Source organism: Pseudenemella bisphenolivorans (assembly GCF_051133435.1).
GTDB lineage: Bacteria > Actinomycetota > Actinomycetes > Propionibacteriales > Propionibacteriaceae > JAAYAO01.
This window is the reverse complement of the sequence record NZ_JBPGNY010000002.1, coordinates 489054-505293: the sequence shown is the minus strand read 5'-3', so window position 1 is coordinate 505293 and position 16240 is coordinate 489054. Positions and strand designations below refer to the sequence as shown.

Annotated in this window: 16 protein-coding genes; 10 read left to right on the top strand and 6 right to left on the bottom strand. The window is 68.0% G+C overall.

Annotation, left to right across the window (positions count from 1 at the left end):
* Positions 1-184 precede the first annotated feature (184 nt).
* Positions 185-931, bottom strand: coding sequence for an NUDIX hydrolase (locus ACR4XW_RS07195; protein ID WP_434759851.1), 747 nt, complete (start codon positions 929-931; stop codon positions 185-187).
* A gap of 64 nt (positions 932-995) precedes the next feature.
* Between ACR4XW_RS07195 and nadA the strand changes: the two genes are divergently transcribed.
* Genes nadA through nadC form a run of 3 tightly spaced genes read left to right on the top strand, consistent with a single transcriptional unit; the run spans position 996 to position 4580 of the window.
* On the top strand, positions 996-2006 hold the full coding sequence (gene nadA / locus ACR4XW_RS07190; RefSeq protein ID WP_434759850.1) for a quinolinate synthase NadA: 1011 nt from the start codon (positions 996-998) through the stop codon (positions 2004-2006).
* Positions 1999-3681 (top strand): L-aspartate oxidase, encoded by a 1683-nt coding sequence (nadB, locus tag ACR4XW_RS07185; protein ID WP_434759849.1) that lies wholly within the window; start codon positions 1999-2001, stop codon positions 3679-3681. The genes nadA and nadB overlap by 8 nt, the downstream gene beginning before the upstream one ends.
* On the top strand, positions 3678-4580 hold the full coding sequence (gene nadC, locus ACR4XW_RS07180) for a carboxylating nicotinate-nucleotide diphosphorylase (RefSeq protein ID WP_434759848.1): 903 nt from the start codon (positions 3678-3680) through the stop codon (positions 4578-4580). The genes nadB and nadC overlap by 4 nt, the downstream gene beginning before the upstream one ends.
* A 30-nt stretch (positions 4581-4610) precedes the next feature.
* Here the strand turns inward: nadC and ACR4XW_RS07175 are convergent, their stop codons facing one another.
* A complete protein-coding gene (locus tag ACR4XW_RS07175; protein ID WP_434759847.1) occupies positions 4611-6308 on the bottom strand; it encodes a fumarate hydratase in 1698 nt (565 codons plus the stop codon).
* 155 nt (positions 6309-6463) lie between these two features.
* On the opposite strand from ACR4XW_RS07175, the gene ACR4XW_RS07170 reads away from it, so the two are divergent.
* On the top strand, positions 6464-7165 hold the full coding sequence (locus ACR4XW_RS07170; RefSeq protein ID WP_434759846.1) for a glycerophosphodiester phosphodiesterase: 702 nt from the start codon (positions 6464-6466) through the stop codon (positions 7163-7165).
* A 1-nt stretch (position 7166) separates the two neighbouring features.
* On the opposite strand, the gene ACR4XW_RS07165 is transcribed toward ACR4XW_RS07170, so the two are convergent.
* Positions 7167-7292: a DLW-39 family protein gene (locus ACR4XW_RS07165; RefSeq protein ID WP_434759845.1), complete on the bottom strand. Its 126-nt coding sequence runs from the start codon at positions 7290-7292 to the stop codon at positions 7167-7169.
* A 53-nt stretch (positions 7293-7345) separates the two neighbouring features.
* Positions 7346-9409 carry an MFS transporter gene (locus ACR4XW_RS07160; protein ID WP_434759844.1) on the bottom strand — a complete coding sequence of 688 codons (2064 nt, stop codon included), beginning with the start codon at positions 9407-9409 and terminating at the stop codon, positions 7346-7348.
* 119 nt (positions 9410-9528) lie between these two features.
* Here ACR4XW_RS07160 and ACR4XW_RS07155 point away from each other — a divergent pair, with 119 nt between their 5' ends.
* The 5 genes from ACR4XW_RS07155 (at position 9529) to ACR4XW_RS07135 (ending at position 13112) form a co-directional block, all read left to right on the top strand.
* Positions 9529-10128 (top strand): TetR/AcrR family transcriptional regulator, encoded by a 600-nt coding sequence (locus ACR4XW_RS07155; RefSeq protein WP_434759916.1) that lies wholly within the window; start codon positions 9529-9531, stop codon positions 10126-10128.
* Positions 10129-10196: 68 nt separating this feature from the next.
* The gene (gene trxB / locus ACR4XW_RS07150) at positions 10197-11138 is read left to right on the top strand and encodes a thioredoxin-disulfide reductase (protein ID WP_434759843.1); all 942 of its coding nucleotides are present in this window, start codon (positions 10197-10199) and stop codon (positions 11136-11138) included.
* A gap of 77 nt (positions 11139-11215) precedes the next feature.
* Positions 11216-11539: a thioredoxin gene (trxA, locus tag ACR4XW_RS07145; RefSeq protein ID WP_434759842.1), complete on the top strand. Its 324-nt coding sequence runs from the start codon at positions 11216-11218 to the stop codon at positions 11537-11539.
* A gap of 316 nt (positions 11540-11855) precedes the next feature.
* Complete coding sequence (locus ACR4XW_RS07140; RefSeq protein ID WP_434759841.1) at positions 11856-12518, top strand: flagellar basal body-associated FliL family protein; 663 nt, start codon at positions 11856-11858, stop codon at positions 12516-12518.
* A gap of 21 nt (positions 12519-12539) precedes the next feature.
* On the top strand, positions 12540-13112 hold the full coding sequence (locus tag ACR4XW_RS07135) for a hypothetical protein (protein ID WP_434759840.1): 573 nt from the start codon (positions 12540-12542) through the stop codon (positions 13110-13112).
* A gap of 43 nt (positions 13113-13155) precedes the next feature.
* Here ACR4XW_RS07135 and ACR4XW_RS07130 read toward each other — a convergent pair whose 3' ends face one another.
* Both ACR4XW_RS07130 and ACR4XW_RS07125 read right to left on the bottom strand, forming a co-directional pair.
* The gene (locus ACR4XW_RS07130) at positions 13156-14406 is read right to left on the bottom strand and encodes a carboxylesterase family protein (RefSeq protein ID WP_434759839.1); all 1251 of its coding nucleotides are present in this window, start codon (positions 14404-14406) and stop codon (positions 13156-13158) included.
* Positions 14403-14783: a RidA family protein gene (locus tag ACR4XW_RS07125; RefSeq protein ID WP_434759838.1), complete on the bottom strand. Its 381-nt coding sequence runs from the start codon at positions 14781-14783 to the stop codon at positions 14403-14405. The genes ACR4XW_RS07130 and ACR4XW_RS07125 overlap by 4 nt, the downstream gene beginning before the upstream one ends.
* A gap of 475 nt (positions 14784-15258) precedes the next feature.
* Here ACR4XW_RS07125 and ACR4XW_RS07120 point away from each other — a divergent pair, with 475 nt between their 5' ends.
* A complete protein-coding gene (locus ACR4XW_RS07120; RefSeq protein ID WP_434759915.1) occupies positions 15259-16236 on the top strand; it encodes an AAA family ATPase in 978 nt (325 codons plus the stop codon).
* Positions 16237-16240: the final 4 nt, after the last annotated feature.

The following is a 16240-nucleotide window of genomic DNA, read 5'->3' as shown; positions in this document are numbered from 1 at the left end:
AGGTAACCCTCACCCGGGCATACCCCAACCTCATCTCCCCTGCTCGCGTACCAAAACCCCCAACTCACCTCGCGGATTCCGGCCGAATCCGCGAGGTGAGTTGCCTGTTTTGGTACCCACCGCGCCCCATACCCGCCCGGGCCTGGCAGCTACGGGGCGCCGAGCGGGCAATGCGGGCAGATACCTAGGCCCGTGACCCCGGTTCCGGGCGGAGCACCGCGAACGGGTCGGTGATCTCGAGTTCGTGGCGGGTGAAGCGGAAGAGCTTGGCGGGCCGGCCGCCTTTGACCCCCGGCGAGGTGGTCTGCCCGGTCGGGGCCAACTGCTCGCGGCGGGTCAGAATCCGCTGCAGATTGGTGACCGAGATCTTGTGCCCGAGCGCTGCTTCATAGGCATCGCGCAGTTGCGCCATGGTGAACTCCGGCGGGGCCAGAGCGAAACCGATGTTGGTGTAGGAGAGTTTCGCCTGCATCCTGCCCACCCCCTTGTGCACCAGCCGGTGGTGGTCGAAGGCCATCTCGGGCAGTTCGGCGACCGGCAACCACGCCGCCCCGGCGGGCAGTTTCGGATCATTGGTCCAGGGCACCAGACCGAGATAGGCAGTGCCGATGGTGCGCTCGAAAGGGTCGCGGTCGGGCGCGCTGACGGTGAGCAGTTGCTCCAGGTGGGCGACCTCCGACAGCTCCACCCGGGTGGCCAGGTGGCGGCGCACCGAGGTGCCGATTCGCTCGTCCACCTCCACCGGACCCGACGGCAGGGCCCACATTCCGGCATAGGGCTCCCGGGGTCGCTGCCAGGCCAGCACCGAGAGCACGAACCCCGTTGTCAGCGGGCGTACTTGCAGCACCACGGCCAGGGCCTCGTGGCGGTATTTCGCCACCCCGCTGTCGTCGCGCAGCGGCGCCCGGCGGTCTCGATCAGGTGTCCCCACGATTGTGCATGCTACTGTTGAATCAGTTTTCGCCCGTGAGTCGAAAACCGAAGGAGACGAAAACATGAACAACACCGCGGTTGCCACCGACTGGCAGACCTGGACCGAGAGCGAATGGACCCGCTGGCGCTCCGAGGTGCGCGAGCTCGCCCGGGCCCAGAACGCCGTCCTGCTGGCGCACAACTACCAGCTCCCCCAGATTCAGGACATCGCCGACCGGGTCGGTGACTCGCTGGCCCTCTCCCGACTCGCGGCCACCGCCGAGCAGGACACCATCGTGTTCTGCGGGGTGCACTTCATGGCCGAGACGGCCAAGATCCTCTCCCCCGACAAGCGGGTGCTGATTCCGGACGCGAATGCCGGCTGCTCGCTGGCCGACACCATCAACGCCGACCAGTTGCGGGCCTGGAAGGCCGAACACCCCGGCGCGGTGGTGGTCTCCTATGTCAACACCACCGCCGAGGTGAAGGCCGAGACCGATATCTGCTGCACCTCGTCCAATGCCGTCGAGGTCGTCGAATCGATCCCGCCCGACCGCGAGATCCTCTTCCTGCCCGACCAATTCCTCGGCGCCCACGTGCGCCGCATCACCGGACGCGACAACATCCACGTCTGGCTGGGCGAATGCCACGTGCACGCCGACATCTCCCCGTCCGACCTGCTCGACCGGGTCGGCGAGAACCCCGAGGCCGAGCTTTACGTACACCCCGAATGCGGCTGCACCACCAGCGCCCTGTGGTTGAACAGCCGCGGTGAACTACCGGCCGACCGCACCCACATCCTGTCCACCGGTGGCATGCTGGACGCGGCCCGCACCAGCACCGCCGGCACCGTGCTGGTTGCCACCGAGATCGGCATGTTGCACCAGCTTCGCAAGGCGAAACCGCACACCACCTTCGAGCCGGTCAACCCGCGAGCGGCCTGCCCGTACATGCAGATGATCACCCCCGACAAGCTGCTGCGCTGCCTGCGCGAGGGCACCGACGAGGTACACGTCGACCCGGCCATCGCGGCCCGGGCCCGGCGATCGGTGGAACGGATGGTCGACATCGGCAAGGCGGGCTCCGGTGAATGACCGGCTGCTCAGCACGGCCGCACCCGCCTGGCAGCAGCACACCTCGGTGGTGATCGTCGGCTCGGGAGCCGCCGGGTTGGCCGCCGCGATCCACCTGGCCTCCGCACGGGTGCCGACCGTACTGATCACCCGCGCCGGAATCCGCGATTCGGCCACCGACCGGGCCCAGGGTGGGCTGGCGGCGATGTGGGCCGCGGACGATTCGGCCGCACTCCACATCGCCGACACCCTCACCGCCGGGGCCGGGCTGTGCGAGCCGGACACGGTGCGCGACCTGGTTGCCGCGGCGCCGGAGGCATTGCGGCGGCTGATCGAGCTCGGCGCAGAGTTCGATCGGGATGCCAGCGACAATGACCAGCACGACTATGACCTCCACCTGGAGGGCGGGCATCAGCGTCGCCGAATCCTGCACGCCGGGGATTCCTCCGGTGCCGAGGTGATGCGCACCCTGATCGGTGCGCTCGCCCGGGCCCGCTCGGTACCCGATGCGACCGTGACGGTGCGCGAGGACGTCCGGGCCCTGGACGTGTTGACCGACTCGGACGGGGCAACCCGCGGGGTGCGGGTGTTGGCCGACGACGGCAGCATCGGTGACCTCGTTGCCCCCGCAGTCGTCCTGGCCACCGGCGGTGCCGGGCAGCTCTGGCGTGGCACGTCCAACCCGGCGGTCGCCACCGGGGACGGACTGGCGATGGCTTGGCGGGCCGGGGCGGTGCTGCGCGATCTGGAGTTCGTGCAGTTCCATCCGACCGTGCTCGCGGTTCCCGGCGAACGCGGGGTGCTGATCTCGGAGGCGGTGCGCGGTGAGGGGGCGGTGCTGATCGACCGCACCGGTGCCCCGGTGATGGCCGGGCTGCATCCGCTGGCCGATCTGGCGCCGCGCGATGTGGTCGCGGCCGCGATGCATGCGCACCTGCAGCGCACCGGCGCACCGCACCTGTTTCTGGACGGCACCGCGCTGGGTGCCGAGGAGTGGCGGGAGAGGTTCCCGGCGATTCTTGAGATGTGCCGTGCGCGCGGTATCAACCCGGCGACCGAACCGATTCCGGTGCAACCCGGGGCGCACTACCTGTGTGGCGGGGTGGCCGCCGATCTGAGCGGACGCACCTCGGTGCCGGGCCTGTACGCCGTCGGGGAGGTCGCCGCGACCGGGCTGCACGGCGCGAACCGGTTGGCCTCCAACTCCCTGCCCGAGGCCCTGGTCGCCGGTGACCGGGTGGGGGAACTGCTCGCCGCCGAACCGGCCCTCAGCGCCCTGCCCCCGGAACCACGTCCGGACAGCTCCGCGGAAGCGGGCGCGACAACCCTGATCGACCCGTCCGCGATCGAGCGGATCCGGGACGTGATGACCTCCGCCGCCTCGGTGGCCCGCGACGCCGACGGATTGGGAGACGCCGCCCGCACCCTGACGACCATGTGCGACGCCGACACCAACCTGACCCAGGACAGCATCACCGCGACGAACCTGCATACTGTGGCCACGCTGGTGGTGGCCGCCGCCCGGGCCCGCACCGAATCACGCGGGGCCCACCGACGCACCGACCATCCGCACACCGATCCGAGCTGGGCCCGGCATCTGACCTGGCAGCGCACTGCCGACGGCGTCATCGCCGGCACCAGCCCCGTGAACACCAAGCCCGTGAACGCCAACCGCAACGAAACGGAAGCAGCATGAATACCTGGCCCTGGCCGTCCGACCTGACCGCCGCTCTCGAAGCCGTCGGGCTCGACCCGCAGCACGTTCACGATGTCGCCGACCGCGCCCTGAGCGAGGACCTGTCCTGGGGTCCGGACGTCACCACCGAGGCCACCCTGGACGCCGACGCCCGGGGCATCGCCGATGTGGTGGCCCGGCAACCCGGGTGCCTGGCCGGGGTACCGGTCGCCGCGGCGGTGCTGCACACCCTGGCCTCCCGGCAGCAGACCGAGATCACCGTGGAGTTGCACGCCCGCGACGGTGACCGGGTGGCCCCCGGTGACCCGGTGCTGTCGGCCACCGGCCCGCTGCGCACCTTGTTGACCGCCGAACGGTCGATGCTGAACCTGTTGGGGCAACTCTCCGGAGTGGCCACCGGCACCGCTGCCTGGGCCGACGCCCTGGCCGGCACCGGGGCCCGGGTGCGCGACACCCGGAAAACCGTCCCGGGGCTACGGGTGCTGCAGAAGTACGCGGTGCGCTGCGGCGGGGGGCTGAACCATCGTCTGGGCCTGGGCGATGCGGCGCTGATCAAGGACAACCACGTGGCCGGGGCCGGCTCGGTGACCGCCGCCTTCACCAAGGTCAAACAGCACGCCCCTGACATTCCGGTCGAGGTTGAGTGCGACACCCTCGACCAGGTGCGCGAAGCCGTCCAGGCCGGCGCCGATCTGATTCTGCTCGACAACATGAGCCCCGACGTGCTGTGCGAGGCCGTGGCGATCACGCGTCCGCGTGGGGTGCGCACCGAGGCCAGTGGCGGGCTGGTGCTCGCCGATGCGGCCGCGGTGGGCGCCACCGGCGTCGACTACATCTCGGTCGGGGCGCTCACCCATTCATCGGTGGTGCTCGACCTCGGGTTCGACCTGCGCGCCTGAGCCGGGCTTACCGAGCGGAACTCCCCCGACTCAACTCTGTGAGTCGGTGTCCGGGCGCTGCTGAATGGTCAGCAAAGTCGGCTTGGAGACCTCGGCGAAGAAGTCATTGCCCTTGTCGTCGACGACGATGAAGGCCGGGAAATCCTCGACCTCGATCCGCCAGACCGCCTCCATGCCCAGCTCGGGGTATTCGAGCACCTCGACCTTCTTGATGCAGTCCTGGGCCAGCCGGGCGGCCGGGCCACCGATCGAGCCGAGATAGAAACCGCCGTACTTGCCGCAGGCATCGGTGACCTGCCGGGAGCGGTTGCCCTTGGCCAGCATCACCATCGAGCCACCGGCGGCCTGGAACTGGTCGACATAGGAATCCATCCGGCCGGCGGTGGTCGGCCCGAAGGAACCCGACGCCATCCCCTCGGGGGTCTTCGCCGGGCCGGCGTAGTACACCGGGTGATCCTTGAGGTACTGCGGCATCTCCTCACCGGCGTCCAGACGCTCGCGGATCTTGGCGTGGGCGATGTCGCGGGCCACCACCAGGGTGCCGGTCAGCGACAGCCGGGTCTTCACCGGGTGCTTCGACAGTTCGGCGCGGATCTCGTCCATCGGCCGACCCAGATCGATCTTCACCACCGCGTCCGGGTCGTCGTCCACACCCAGGTCGGCGTCGGTGACCTCGGGCAGGTACTGGGCCGGGTCGAACTCGAGCTGTTCGATGAACACGCCTTCGGGGGTGATCTTGCCCAGGCACTGGCGGTCGGCCGAGCAGGACACCGCGATGGCCACCGGCAGCGAGGCCCCGTGGCGCGGCAACCGAACCACCCGCACGTCGTGGCAGAAATACTTGCCGCCGAACTGGGCGCCGATACCCATCTGCTGGGTCAGCTCATGGACCCGCTGCTCCATCTCCAGGTCGCGGAAACCCCGTCCGGTGGCGGCGTTGCCGTCGGTGGGCAGCGAATCGAGGTACTTGGCCGAGGCGTACTTGGCGGTCTTCAGGGCGAACTCCGCCGAGGTGCCACCGACCACGATGGCCAAGTGATAGGGCGGGCAGGCCGCGGTGCCCAGCGCGCGAATCTTCTCGTCCAGGAACTTCATGATCGCGTCGGGATTCAGGATCGCCTTGGTCTCCTGGAACAGGTACGACTTGTTCGCCGAACCGCCGCCCTTGGCCATGAACAGGAACTTGTACTGGTTCTCGTGGCCGGGGATGGTGTCGGCGTAGAGCTCGATCTGAGCCGGCAGGTTGGAGCCGGTGTTCTTCTCCTCGAAGAAGCTGACCGGGGCGTTCTGCGAGTACCGCAGGTTGAGCTTGGTGTAGGCGTCGTAAACCCCGCGCGAGATCGGCTCCTCGTCGGTGCCGGCGGTGAGCACCTGCTGGCCGCGCTTGCCCATCACGATTGCGGTGCCGGTGTCCTGGCACATCGGCAGCACGCCGCCGGAGGCGATCTGGGCGTTCTTCAGCAGGTCGAGGGCCACGAACTTGTCATTGGCCGAGGCGTCCGGGTCGTCCATGATCTTCTGCAACTGCGCCAGGTGGGCGGGCCGCAGGAAGTGGGCGATGTCGTGCATCGCGGTTTCGGTGAGCAACCGCAGCGCCTCGGGATCGACCTCGAGGAAGGTGCGACCACCGGGCCCCTCCACGGTGCGTACCCCTTCGGTGGTCAACAACCGGTACGGGGTCTCGTCTTCTCCCAGCGGCAACAGGTCTTCATAGGCGAACTCGGCCATGGCTCACTCCTCGCGTTCGGTCTGCCTTCCATCCTGTCACCGCGGGTTCGGTTCGCGCTGCCCGGGTCGTCGACTGAAACAACGTGTGACTTCTTGTCCGACAGGTCGACAACATGTCACACGATCTCGCCCGTGCGGTGCGCAAGACTGGACCCATGACCGAAATCTGGGGACACCGTGGGGCCAGCTCCGAGGCACCGGAGAACACCCTGCTGGCTTTTGCCCGGGCGGCGAAGGCCGGGGCGGCGGGAATCGAGTTGGACGTGCACCTGCTGGCCGATGGCACACCGGTGGTGATTCATGACGAGACCTTCGAGCGCACCACCACCGGCACCGGGGCGGTGCACGAGGCGACTCTGGAGCAGATCGCCGGCTGGCAGGCCCTGGGTGATCCGCCGCAACCGATCCCGACCCTGGCCGAGGTGCTGGAGTTGTTGGGTCCGGGTGATCTGACGATCAACATCGAGTTGAAGACCGATGCGGTCGGTCAGCCCGGCCTGGCCGAGGCCTGCCTGCGGTTGGTCGAGGAGCGGGAGCTGGCCGAGCGGGTGTGGTGGTCGTCGTTCAACCGGTACACCCTGCGCGAGCTGCGCTCCTTGTCGCGGCAGGCCCGGATCGGGCTGCTCACCCACGGCCCGGTCGACTGGGAGTGGGCGCAGGAGTTCGAGCTACAGGCGATTCACCCCGAGCACAGCCTGGTCACCCCGGTCCTGGTCGACCGGGCCCGGCATCACCGGATGCGGCTGCATGCCTGGACGGTCAACGATCCCGGCCGCGTCCGGCAATTGGCCGAGCTCGGGGTGGAGGCGATCATCACCGACATCCCACGCGAGGCGGTGCAGGCGCTGGCCGGCTGATTCAGCCGTCGATGGCGTCGGTGGCGTCGGCCCACAGTTCGGCCTCGGCCTGCACCCGACGGCTCTGCCGACGCACCAGCAGGGAGGCGCCGAGCAGCATCACCAACAGCGTCAGTTTGATTTTCACCCCGCCACCTTATCCCGAAATAGGCCGGCAGTTGACCGCCCGAGAAGCCCGGACTATTCGCCGCCGCGGCGCAACTGGTGCATGTCGACCAGGAAGGCCGCGGTGAGTGAGTTGCTCGCCTGACGCAGCTTGTCGACATCGACCCCGACATAGCGTTCGGCAACGGTGGGTTCGACCGTGGTGAGCACCTTGTCGCGGTCGAGTTCGGTGGCCAGTTCGGCGATCGCATCGCGCACCGGATCGTCCAGGACGCCACCGGGACGAGCGGCACGCTCGGCGATCTCGATCGCGAATTTCTCCGCGCTCTCGACCATCTTGGCGTCCTCGCTGGTGAGCATCGTGGCGGTGCGGCGCATCAACTGGACGCCGCGTTCGAAGTCGCCGTCGCCGAGGTCGGTGATCGCCTGGGTGAGCAGGGGTCGGTCGCTGCGCCGGGCCTGGTCGACCAACAGGTCGTACTGCAGGCCGAGGACGCGTTCGCTGGTGCGGGCCCGCTTGATGTTGCGACCGAGTGGCACCCGGGGCATGTCGGCCGAGCTCTGCCCCATCTGGTCGAGGTATTCCTGTCGGGCCTCATCGACACTGTGCACCGTTTCGCGCAGCGGCAGTTCCTTGATGAAGAAGCTCAGCGCCAGCACCGACAACCCCATCGGGATGCCCCACCAGAAGGATCCGGTGAGCGCATCGGTGACCCCGTTGCGCACCGCCGCGACCACCTCGGGGGGCAGGCCGGCCAGCGAACCCGGATCGAGCACCGAACCGGCATCGAGCTTGCTCAGATCGACCCGGTCGGCGGCACCGGGGGGCAGATGCCGCGCGATGCCGGTGGGAATGCCGGCCGACATGATCGCGCCGAACAATGCCACGCCCACCGTGTTGCCGACGGTACGGACGAACTGGGTGGTGGCGGTGGCCACACCGAGGTCGCGGCGCATCGCGGCGTTCTGCACGATCAGCAGGTAGATCTGCATGCACGAGCCCAGCCCCAGGCCGAACAGGCCGAGTACCGCAGCGAGCTGCCAGAAGGGGCTGTGCATGTGAATCTGGGTGAGCAACCAGAACGACAGCGTCATGATGCTCACGCCCACCAACATGAAGGGCTTGTAGCGGCCGGTGCGGGTGATCAGCAGGCCGATCACGATGCCGGTGCCGATCATCACGATGTTCAGCGGCATCAGGATCACACCCGACTGGGTGGCGTTGGCGCCCAAACCTCCCTGGGCGAACACCGGGGCGTACATGATCGCGCCGAACATCATCATCGCGACCCCGAAGCCGGAGAGGTTCGACAGGGTGAACACCGAGTTGCGCCACAGCCGCAACGGAATCACCGGCTCCTCGGCGCGGCGTTCGATGAACACGAAGACCACCAGCGCCACCAGGCCCACCCCGTACAGGGTGAGAATCTGCCAGGAGAGCCACGGCCAGGTCGTCCCACCGGTGGAGGTGGCGATCAGCATCGTGGTGATCGCCAGCGACAGCACCACGATGCCGGGCACGTCGACCTTGGCGGTGGACGGGGTGTGGTCCATCTGCAGGAAGCGGAGCACCGCGAAGAAGGCCACGATGCCGAAGGGCAGGGTGGCGAAGAAGAGCACCCGCCAGCCGAAGGTGTCGGTGAGCGCGCCGCCGACCAGCGGGCCGGCCACCGAGGCCAGCCCGAACACCGCACCCAGGTAGCCCTGGTATTTGCCGCGGAACCGGGGCGGCACGATGTCACCCAGGATGGTCTGCGACAGCGGCATCAGGGTGCCCATGCCGATGCCCTGGATGCCGCGGGCGAAGACCAGGAACCAGAAGTTCGGCGACAACCCGGACAACAGGGTGCCGCTCATGAAGACGATGAGCCCGGCCAGGAAGAAGATCCGTCGGCCGTACATATCGGACAACTTGCCGACGATCGGGACGGTGATCGCCGACATCAGCATCGCGATGGACGGCACCCAGGAGTAGTGGTCCATGCCGCCGAGTTCGGAGACGATCCGTGGCATCGCCGGGCCGACGATGGTTTGCGAGACCGCCGCCACGGCCATGCCCAGCACCAAGCCGATGAAGACCCGGCGCTCGTCAGGGCCCATCACGTACTTGGGGGTCTCCGCGGCGGTGGCAGTGGACACAGACTTCCTCACAGGTGGAACGAAGGGGGTTTGGAAGCCGAACTCCACGACGAGCCGGCGGCGAGCCCGATCTTAGACAAAACCTGCAGTGACTGCAAGAATCCTGGATCGTGACTGAGATGGGTATTCGGGAGCAGAAGAAGAAGCAGACCTGGCTGGCCCTGCACCGGGCGGCTCTGGACCTGGCCTGCGCCCACGGCGTGAACGAGGTGACCACCGAGCAGATCGCCGCTGCGGCCGGGGTATCGGCGCGCACCTTCTTCAACTACTTCTCCACCAAGGAGGCCGCCCTGGTGGGGCTGCGGGACGAGGCGATCTCACCGATGGCCGAAGCGTTGCAGGACGTGCCCGACGACACCGCGCCGCTGGATGCCCTCTATGTCGCCTGCTGCGCGTTGCTCACCGATTTCATCGAGGATCCCGACCTGTGGCGGCGACGCCGCGAGCTGTTGTCGGCCAATGCCGGGCTGTTGCGGTTGGCCAGCGCCCGCAATCACAACACCGAACACCAATTGGCGATGATCATCGCCGAACGGCTCGGGTGCGCCGAGGACGAGGACCCCTACCCCAGCCTGGTGGTGGGCGCGGCGATGGCGGCATTACGGGCCACGATCAGGTTTCACGGGCCGCATCCCGAAACCGATCCCTTCGAAACCTTGCGGGGTGCTTTCGACCTGCTGACGGCCGGGCTGCCGGTTCCGGAACGCTTCGGGGAATAATGGCAGCCGCGGGCGGCGTTGACCCGATCGCCCTCCGGGGCCAAGCACCACCAGACACAAGGACGCACATGAGCATCGAGTCAGACATCCGTGACGTGATCATCGTCGGCAGCGGGCCGGCCGGTTGGGCCGCCGCGATCTACACCGCCCGCGCAGCCCTGAAGCCGCTGGTGATCGAGGGGGCAATCGAGGCCGGCGGAGCGCTGATGAACACCACCGATGTGGAGAACTACCCGGGCTTCGCCGAGGGCATCATGGGCCCCGACCTGATGATGCAGATGCGTGGTCAGGCCGAGCGGTTCGGCGCCGAGATCATCACCGACGACGCCACCGAGGTGTCGCTGACCGAAGAGATCAAGACCGTCACCATCGGTTCGGGTGAGACCTACCGCGCCCGCGCGGTGATTCTGGCCACCGGGTCGGGCTACCGCCGACTGGGCCTGCCCGATGAGGACCGACTCTCGGGCAAGGGAGTCTCCTGGTGCGCCACCTGTGACGGCTTCTTCTTCCGCAACAAGCAGATCGCGGTGGTCGGCGGCGGTGACTCGGCCGCCGAGGAGGCCACCTTCCTGAGCCGCTTCGGTGAGAAGGTCACCCTGATCCACCGCCGCGACGAGTTGCGCGCCTCCAAGATCATGGCCGACCGGGTGGCGAACGACCCGAAGATCGAGATGGCCTGGAACTCCGAGGTGGTCGGCATCGGTGGTGAGAACACCGTCGAGTCGCTCACCCTGCGCGATACCCAAACCGGTGAGACCCGCGAGATCCCGATGGACGGGCTGTTCATCGCGATCGGTCACGACCCGCGCTCGGAGCTGTTCGCCGATCAGGTGGAAACCGCCGACGGCTACGTGGTGGTGGACGAGCCCTCCACCCGCACCAACCTGCCCGGGGTCTTCGCCTGTGGCGACCTGGTGGACAACCACTACCGCCAGGCGGTGACCGCGGCCGGTACCGGCTGCAAGGCGGCCCTGGACGCCGAGGCCTACCTCGCCGCGCTGGCCGACTGAGGTTCGTTTCCGATGCGACTGTCGGACGCATCGGGCACAGTGGAAACCGACACACCCAACCAACCCCGGGAGAGAACATGGCCGAAGTCATCGATGTCACCGACGCAACCTTCGCCGAGGTGGTGCTGCAGTCGTCCAAGCCGGTACTGGTGGATTACTGGGCCGACTGGTGCGCCCCGTGCAAGCAGATTGCGCCGATCATCGCCGAGCTCGCCGCCGAACACGGCGACAAGATGACCTTCGCGAAGATGGACGTGAACGCCAACCAGCAGATTCCCACCCAGTACCAGGTGCTGAACCTGCCGACCCTGCACATCTTCCGCGGCGGTGAGGTGGTCGACCAGATCGCCGGTGCCCGCTCGAAGATGGCGCTGAAGAAGGCGATCGACCCCTACCTCTGAGCCCGTCACCGAGGGCCGAGCCGGGGCCGGTGCGGCCCGGCCGGTGAATCACGGGGGTGCGAACCACCCCCGTGAGAGCATGCGCTCGGACGACCTCACGAAAGGTACCCAGATGACAGGCGGTTACTCTCCCCCACCGGGCTTCGGCGGTTCGGGCCATCCTCCGCAAGGAGGCTTTGGTGGCGCCCCCGGGCCGGGTGGCGCGTTTCCTCCGCCCTCGTCGGGGTACCCGCCACAGCAGGGCCCGGGTCAGATGGGACCGGGCCAGATGGGGCCCGGTGGGCCGGGTCAGATGGGCCCCGGTGGACCGAGTCAGATGGGGCCCGGTGGACCGGGGCACTTCGGCGGTGGCGATCACGGCTTCCCGCCCCAGGGTGGATTCGGTGGGCCGCCCCAACCGCCCAAGAAGTCGAACTCCTGGGTGCTGCCGCTGGTGATCGGACTGGTCGTGCTGCTCATGGCCGGAGGCGGCTTTGCGCTGTACTGGTTCGTGCTGCGCGACACCCCGACCGAGGAATCGAGTGGCTCGTCGCCGCAGACCACCCAGGGCCCGCAGGAGACCGAACCACAGGAAACCGAGCCCGGGGACCCCGATCCCCGGGACCCCGCGGGGCAGGATCCGGAACCGGGTGACACCCCCCAGCAGCCGGCCGGTGAGGGCAAGCTGGATTGGCCGGAATCCTTCGGTGACTGGAAGTTGGCACCGGGCAGCGAGGAAATGGACTCGGTGGCCGTTTACGTCAGCACCTCCGGCGCCGGCCAGTTGGTAACGATGTACGGCGAAGAGATGACGGTCGAACAGTTGTATGCCAGCGAGGAGACGGTGCAGGTCGACGGCATCACCTGCATCAGCGAGGCCGTGGTGGGCAGCTACCAATGTGCTGCCGACCACAACGGTGGTGTGGTGGTCGGCAGCAGCTCCACCGAGAAGCGCGATGAGTTGGCGGCCAGCATGAAAGAATTGTTGGCAGCCCTGTGAGGGTTTAGGCTCCTGCACACCATGGTTGACGAGACAGACGACTGGCGCGGCGACGACTCCGTCCACCCCGACGACGAGCCACCGCGCGGCAAAGCTCCGGTGGTGATCGCGATCGCCTCGGTGGTTGCCGTGCTGGTCGTGGTGGGCCTGGTGGGTTTCCTGGTCTCCCGGGCCGGGCCCTCGGGCAAGCCGACCTCGGAGATGACCCCCACCCAGGCCCCGTTGAAACTCGAACTGCCGGTCACCGTCGGCGATCTCGCCCGTGACCCGAACGTCGACTCCTCCACCAAGCTCGGTGAGGGCGAGGAGCAGGTCGAGGCCCGGTCGGCCACTTTCGTGCGCGACCGCACCGACAGCCTGTATGTGGTGATCGCCCGTCCGATGACCGATGCCCAGGAGATGCTGGCCCTGCTCGACGCCCGGGCGATCCGGGAGGTCGGTGACGGCTACTGCGGACGCGACAGTTCCGACCTGGATGTGTGCGCGGTGATCCGCGAGGACATCGGCATTCTCGCCGCGGGCCTGGAGGGTCAGACCCCCGAAGCGATCGTCGAGGACGCCACCGAGATCGGTGCCGCCATCGAACGCGAGTAAGGCCCCCGGTCCCGGCCGGTGAGCCGACTCCCGGCTCGACGGCTCAGTGGCCCAGGATCTGTTCGTGCTGCCGCTCGGGTGTCCACCGGGGCCACGTCCGGCTCGGTGCCCCGGTGCGGGCGAAGGCTCCCCACAGTCGGCGGAGTTCGCGGCCGAGCACTTCCACCTCCTGCCACGGGGTGCCACCCAACATCGGCGCGCTGCGCCAGGCTTGCTCGGTGCCGAGCAGAAACGGCAGCTCCAAACAGTGCACCGCCCCGAACGCTCGGGGCGGAGCCCAGGCGAAGTGGTAGAGGTAGGCGTTCCCCTGTGCCGCAGTGTGCTCGCGGGCCTGTTCGCGGGCGGGCTCGATCGCGAACTCCCGGCTGGCCTCGCGCGTGGTGTCCAGAACATCTGCGGCGTGAATGTCGGGGGCGAAGGCGACGCACTCGTCGGTGGTGTAGCCGATCATCAGGTCGGGCATCGGGTGGCTGCGGCGAATCCGGTGATCCTCGGCCGGCGTCGTGCTCAGGGGTGCGCCCTGGGTGGGCCGGAAGGGCAGGGCGCTCGGTGCGGGATCTCGCTCCATCGACCACCGGAACGCCGCCACTTGGGCGGCCAGCAGCTCGTCCACCTCGGCGTCCAGCGGATGTCGGGACAATTGGCTGACCACGAACTCACCGAGTTCGCCGGCCTCGTCCATCGGACGCAGGGTGCTGATCGCCGGGGAGCTTTGCACGATCAGGCGCGAGATCACGGGGCGCGTTTCGGGCAGGGCGGTCAGGGCGAGGGCCGACAGCCCGCCGGCGGATTGACCGAAGACGGTGATCCGGTCGGGGTCACCGCCGAAGGCCGCGATGTTGTCCCGCACCCACTGCAGCGCCGCGGCCTGGTCGAGAAGCCCGAGGTTTCCGGGCGAGATACCGGGTGCGTACAGGAAGCCGAAGACGCCGAGCCGGTAGTTGGCCGACACGACCACCACGTCTTCGTCGGCGGCCAACCTGCTCCCGTCATAAGCGGGCGAGGTACCCCCGCCGGTGACGAACGCTCCCCCGTGCAGGAACACCATCACCGGGCGGCTGCCGTCCGAACCCGGGGTGCTGATCGCCAGATGGAGACAATCCTCGCTCTGCTCGATGCCTTCGACGACATCGCCGATCAAGGGCGCCAGCCGCGAGAGCACCTGCGGACACACCGCGCCGGGTGCGCCGTCCGGTGTTTCGTCACCGAGCGGCAGCAGCGTGGGCGGTTCGAAGCGGCCCGCCCGGGCATAACGCACGGCGGGATACCGCAGTACCCGATTCTCCGATGTCATTCCTCGCCCCCGACGATCGCAATGGCCTCGATCTCCACCAACAGCCCCGGCTGTGCGAGTTCGACGCCGTAGGCCGATCGGGTCGGCTTGGGATCGGGGAAGTGCCGACCATAGACCTCGTTCATCGCAGCCCAGTCGGAGGCGGCATTGGCCAGCAGGACGGTGGTCTTCACCACGTCGGCCATCGTGGCTCCCTGTCGCTGCAGTTCGGCTGCCAGAAGACCCAGTACGACCTCGGTCTGTTCCTCGACCGTGCTGCCCCGCACCTGGCCGGTGGCTGGATCGATCGGCACCATCCCCGATACGAAGACAAGATTCCCCCGACGTAGGGACGTCGACAACGGTGGCCACTCGGGGGCGGCGGGTTCAGTGGTCATCGATCGCTCCATATCTTCCGGTTGTAGCAGTATTCCGCGATTTCAGGAACAAGTCGGTATGCCGATCCATCGTCCACCGCCGACCGGAAGTGCATGGATTTATACACATTGCTGCCCCCGTGGTTGCTTATGATGGGGCGTCCTGTTGTGAGCAGCCCGAGGAGCGTGTGTGTCCCACCACCCCTACAGCCAACCCTCGGCCCCCGGCGGCCCCGCCGACTACGGCCAATCCGACTACGGCCGGAACAACCCCGGTGCACCCGGTTACCCCCCGGCCAGTCAGTCCTCGGCACCGGGGTACGCACAACCACACCGCGCCTACCCCGAGCCGCAGCACAACTCCGATCCGTCCGGGGGTTATCAAGGTCACCCGGGGCACCAGCCGTCGGCTCAGCAACCCGCGCATAATCAGCCGTCCGGGCACCAGCCCCAGCAGCCGGCCCAGTTCTCCGGCCCCAGCGCCCCGCGGCCCACGATCAGCAACGAGGAGTTGGCCGCGGCCTCCCGCACCGTGCAGGTGATCCGGGAAGGGTTCGCGACAAAGGTGGTCGGCCAGCATGATCTGAGCCGGGCCCTGCTGGTCACCCTGATCAGCCGGGGTCACATCCTGCTGGAATCGGTGCCCGGTCTGGCCAAGACCCTGGCCGCGTCCACGCTGGCCAGCACGGTGCAGGCGACCTTCCACCGCATCCAGTGCACGCCCGACCTGCTGCCCTCCGACATCATCGGCACCCAGGTCTTCGATTCGCGCACCGCCGACTTCATCACCCAACTCGGCCCGGTACACGCCAACTTCGTGCTGCTGGACGAGATCAACCGCTCCAGCGCCAAGACCCAGTCGGCGATGCTCGAGGCGATGCAGGAGCGCCAGACCACGATCGGCGGGGAAACCCACACCCTGCCCGAACCGTTCATGGTGTTGGCCACCCAGAACCCGATCGAGGAAGAGGGCACCTACGTTCTGCCCCAGGCCCAGATGGACCGCTTCCTGCTCAAGGAGATCGTCCACTACCCCACGATGGAAGAGGAGTTCGAGGTACTGAACCGGATCGAGACCGGCGAACTCGACTCGCGCTCCATCGATGCCGTGGTCAGCCCGCAGGACGTGGAGAATCTGCAGGATCTGGCCACCCGGGTCTATGTCGATGCGGCCATCAAGCGGTACATCGTGGCGCTGATCAACGCCACCCGGCACCCGGCCCAGTACATGGGCGAAGAGGTCGCCCGCTACGTCGAATACGGCGCCTCCCCGCGTGGCGCGATCGCGATGTTGACCACCGCGCGGGCGATGGCGCTGATCAACGGCCGTGGGCATGTGATTCCCGAGGACGTCCACGCCCTGCGGCATTCGATCCTGCGGCACCGCCTGGTGCTGACCTTCGAAGCCCTGGCCGACCGCGTCCAGCCGGAGATGGTGATCGACGCGATCTTCCAGGCCGTGCCGACGCCGTAATCCC

Coding starts and splice junctions, on each gene's coding strand:
- nadC (WP_434759848.1), top strand. CDS start 3,678: ATGAATACCTGGCCCTGGCCGTCCGACCTGACCGCCGCTCTCGAAGCC.
- trxA (WP_434759842.1), top strand. CDS start 11,216: ATGGCCGAAGTCATCGATGTCACCGACGCAACCTTCGCCGAGGTGGTG.
- ACR4XW_RS07125 (WP_434759838.1), bottom strand. CDS start 14,783: ATGACCACTGAACCCGCCGCCCCCGAGTGGCCACCGTTGTCGACGTCC.
- ACR4XW_RS07140 (WP_434759841.1), top strand. CDS start 11,856: ATGGGGCCCGGTGGACCGGGGCACTTCGGCGGTGGCGATCACGGCTTC.
- ACR4XW_RS07175 (WP_434759847.1), bottom strand. CDS start 6,308: ATGGCCGAGTTCGCCTATGAAGACCTGTTGCCGCTGGGAGAAGACGAG.
- ACR4XW_RS07155 (WP_434759916.1), top strand. CDS start 9,529: ATGGGTATTCGGGAGCAGAAGAAGAAGCAGACCTGGCTGGCCCTGCAC.
- nadA (WP_434759850.1), top strand. CDS start 996: ATGAACAACACCGCGGTTGCCACCGACTGGCAGACCTGGACCGAGAGC.
- trxB (WP_434759843.1), top strand. CDS start 10,197: ATGAGCATCGAGTCAGACATCCGTGACGTGATCATCGTCGGCAGCGGG.
- ACR4XW_RS07135 (WP_434759840.1), top strand. CDS start 12,540: ATGGTTGACGAGACAGACGACTGGCGCGGCGACGACTCCGTCCACCCC.
- ACR4XW_RS07130 (WP_434759839.1), bottom strand. CDS start 14,406: ATGACATCGGAGAATCGGGTACTGCGGTATCCCGCCGTGCGTTATGCC.
- ACR4XW_RS07170 (WP_434759846.1), top strand. CDS start 6,464: ATGACCGAAATCTGGGGACACCGTGGGGCCAGCTCCGAGGCACCGGAG.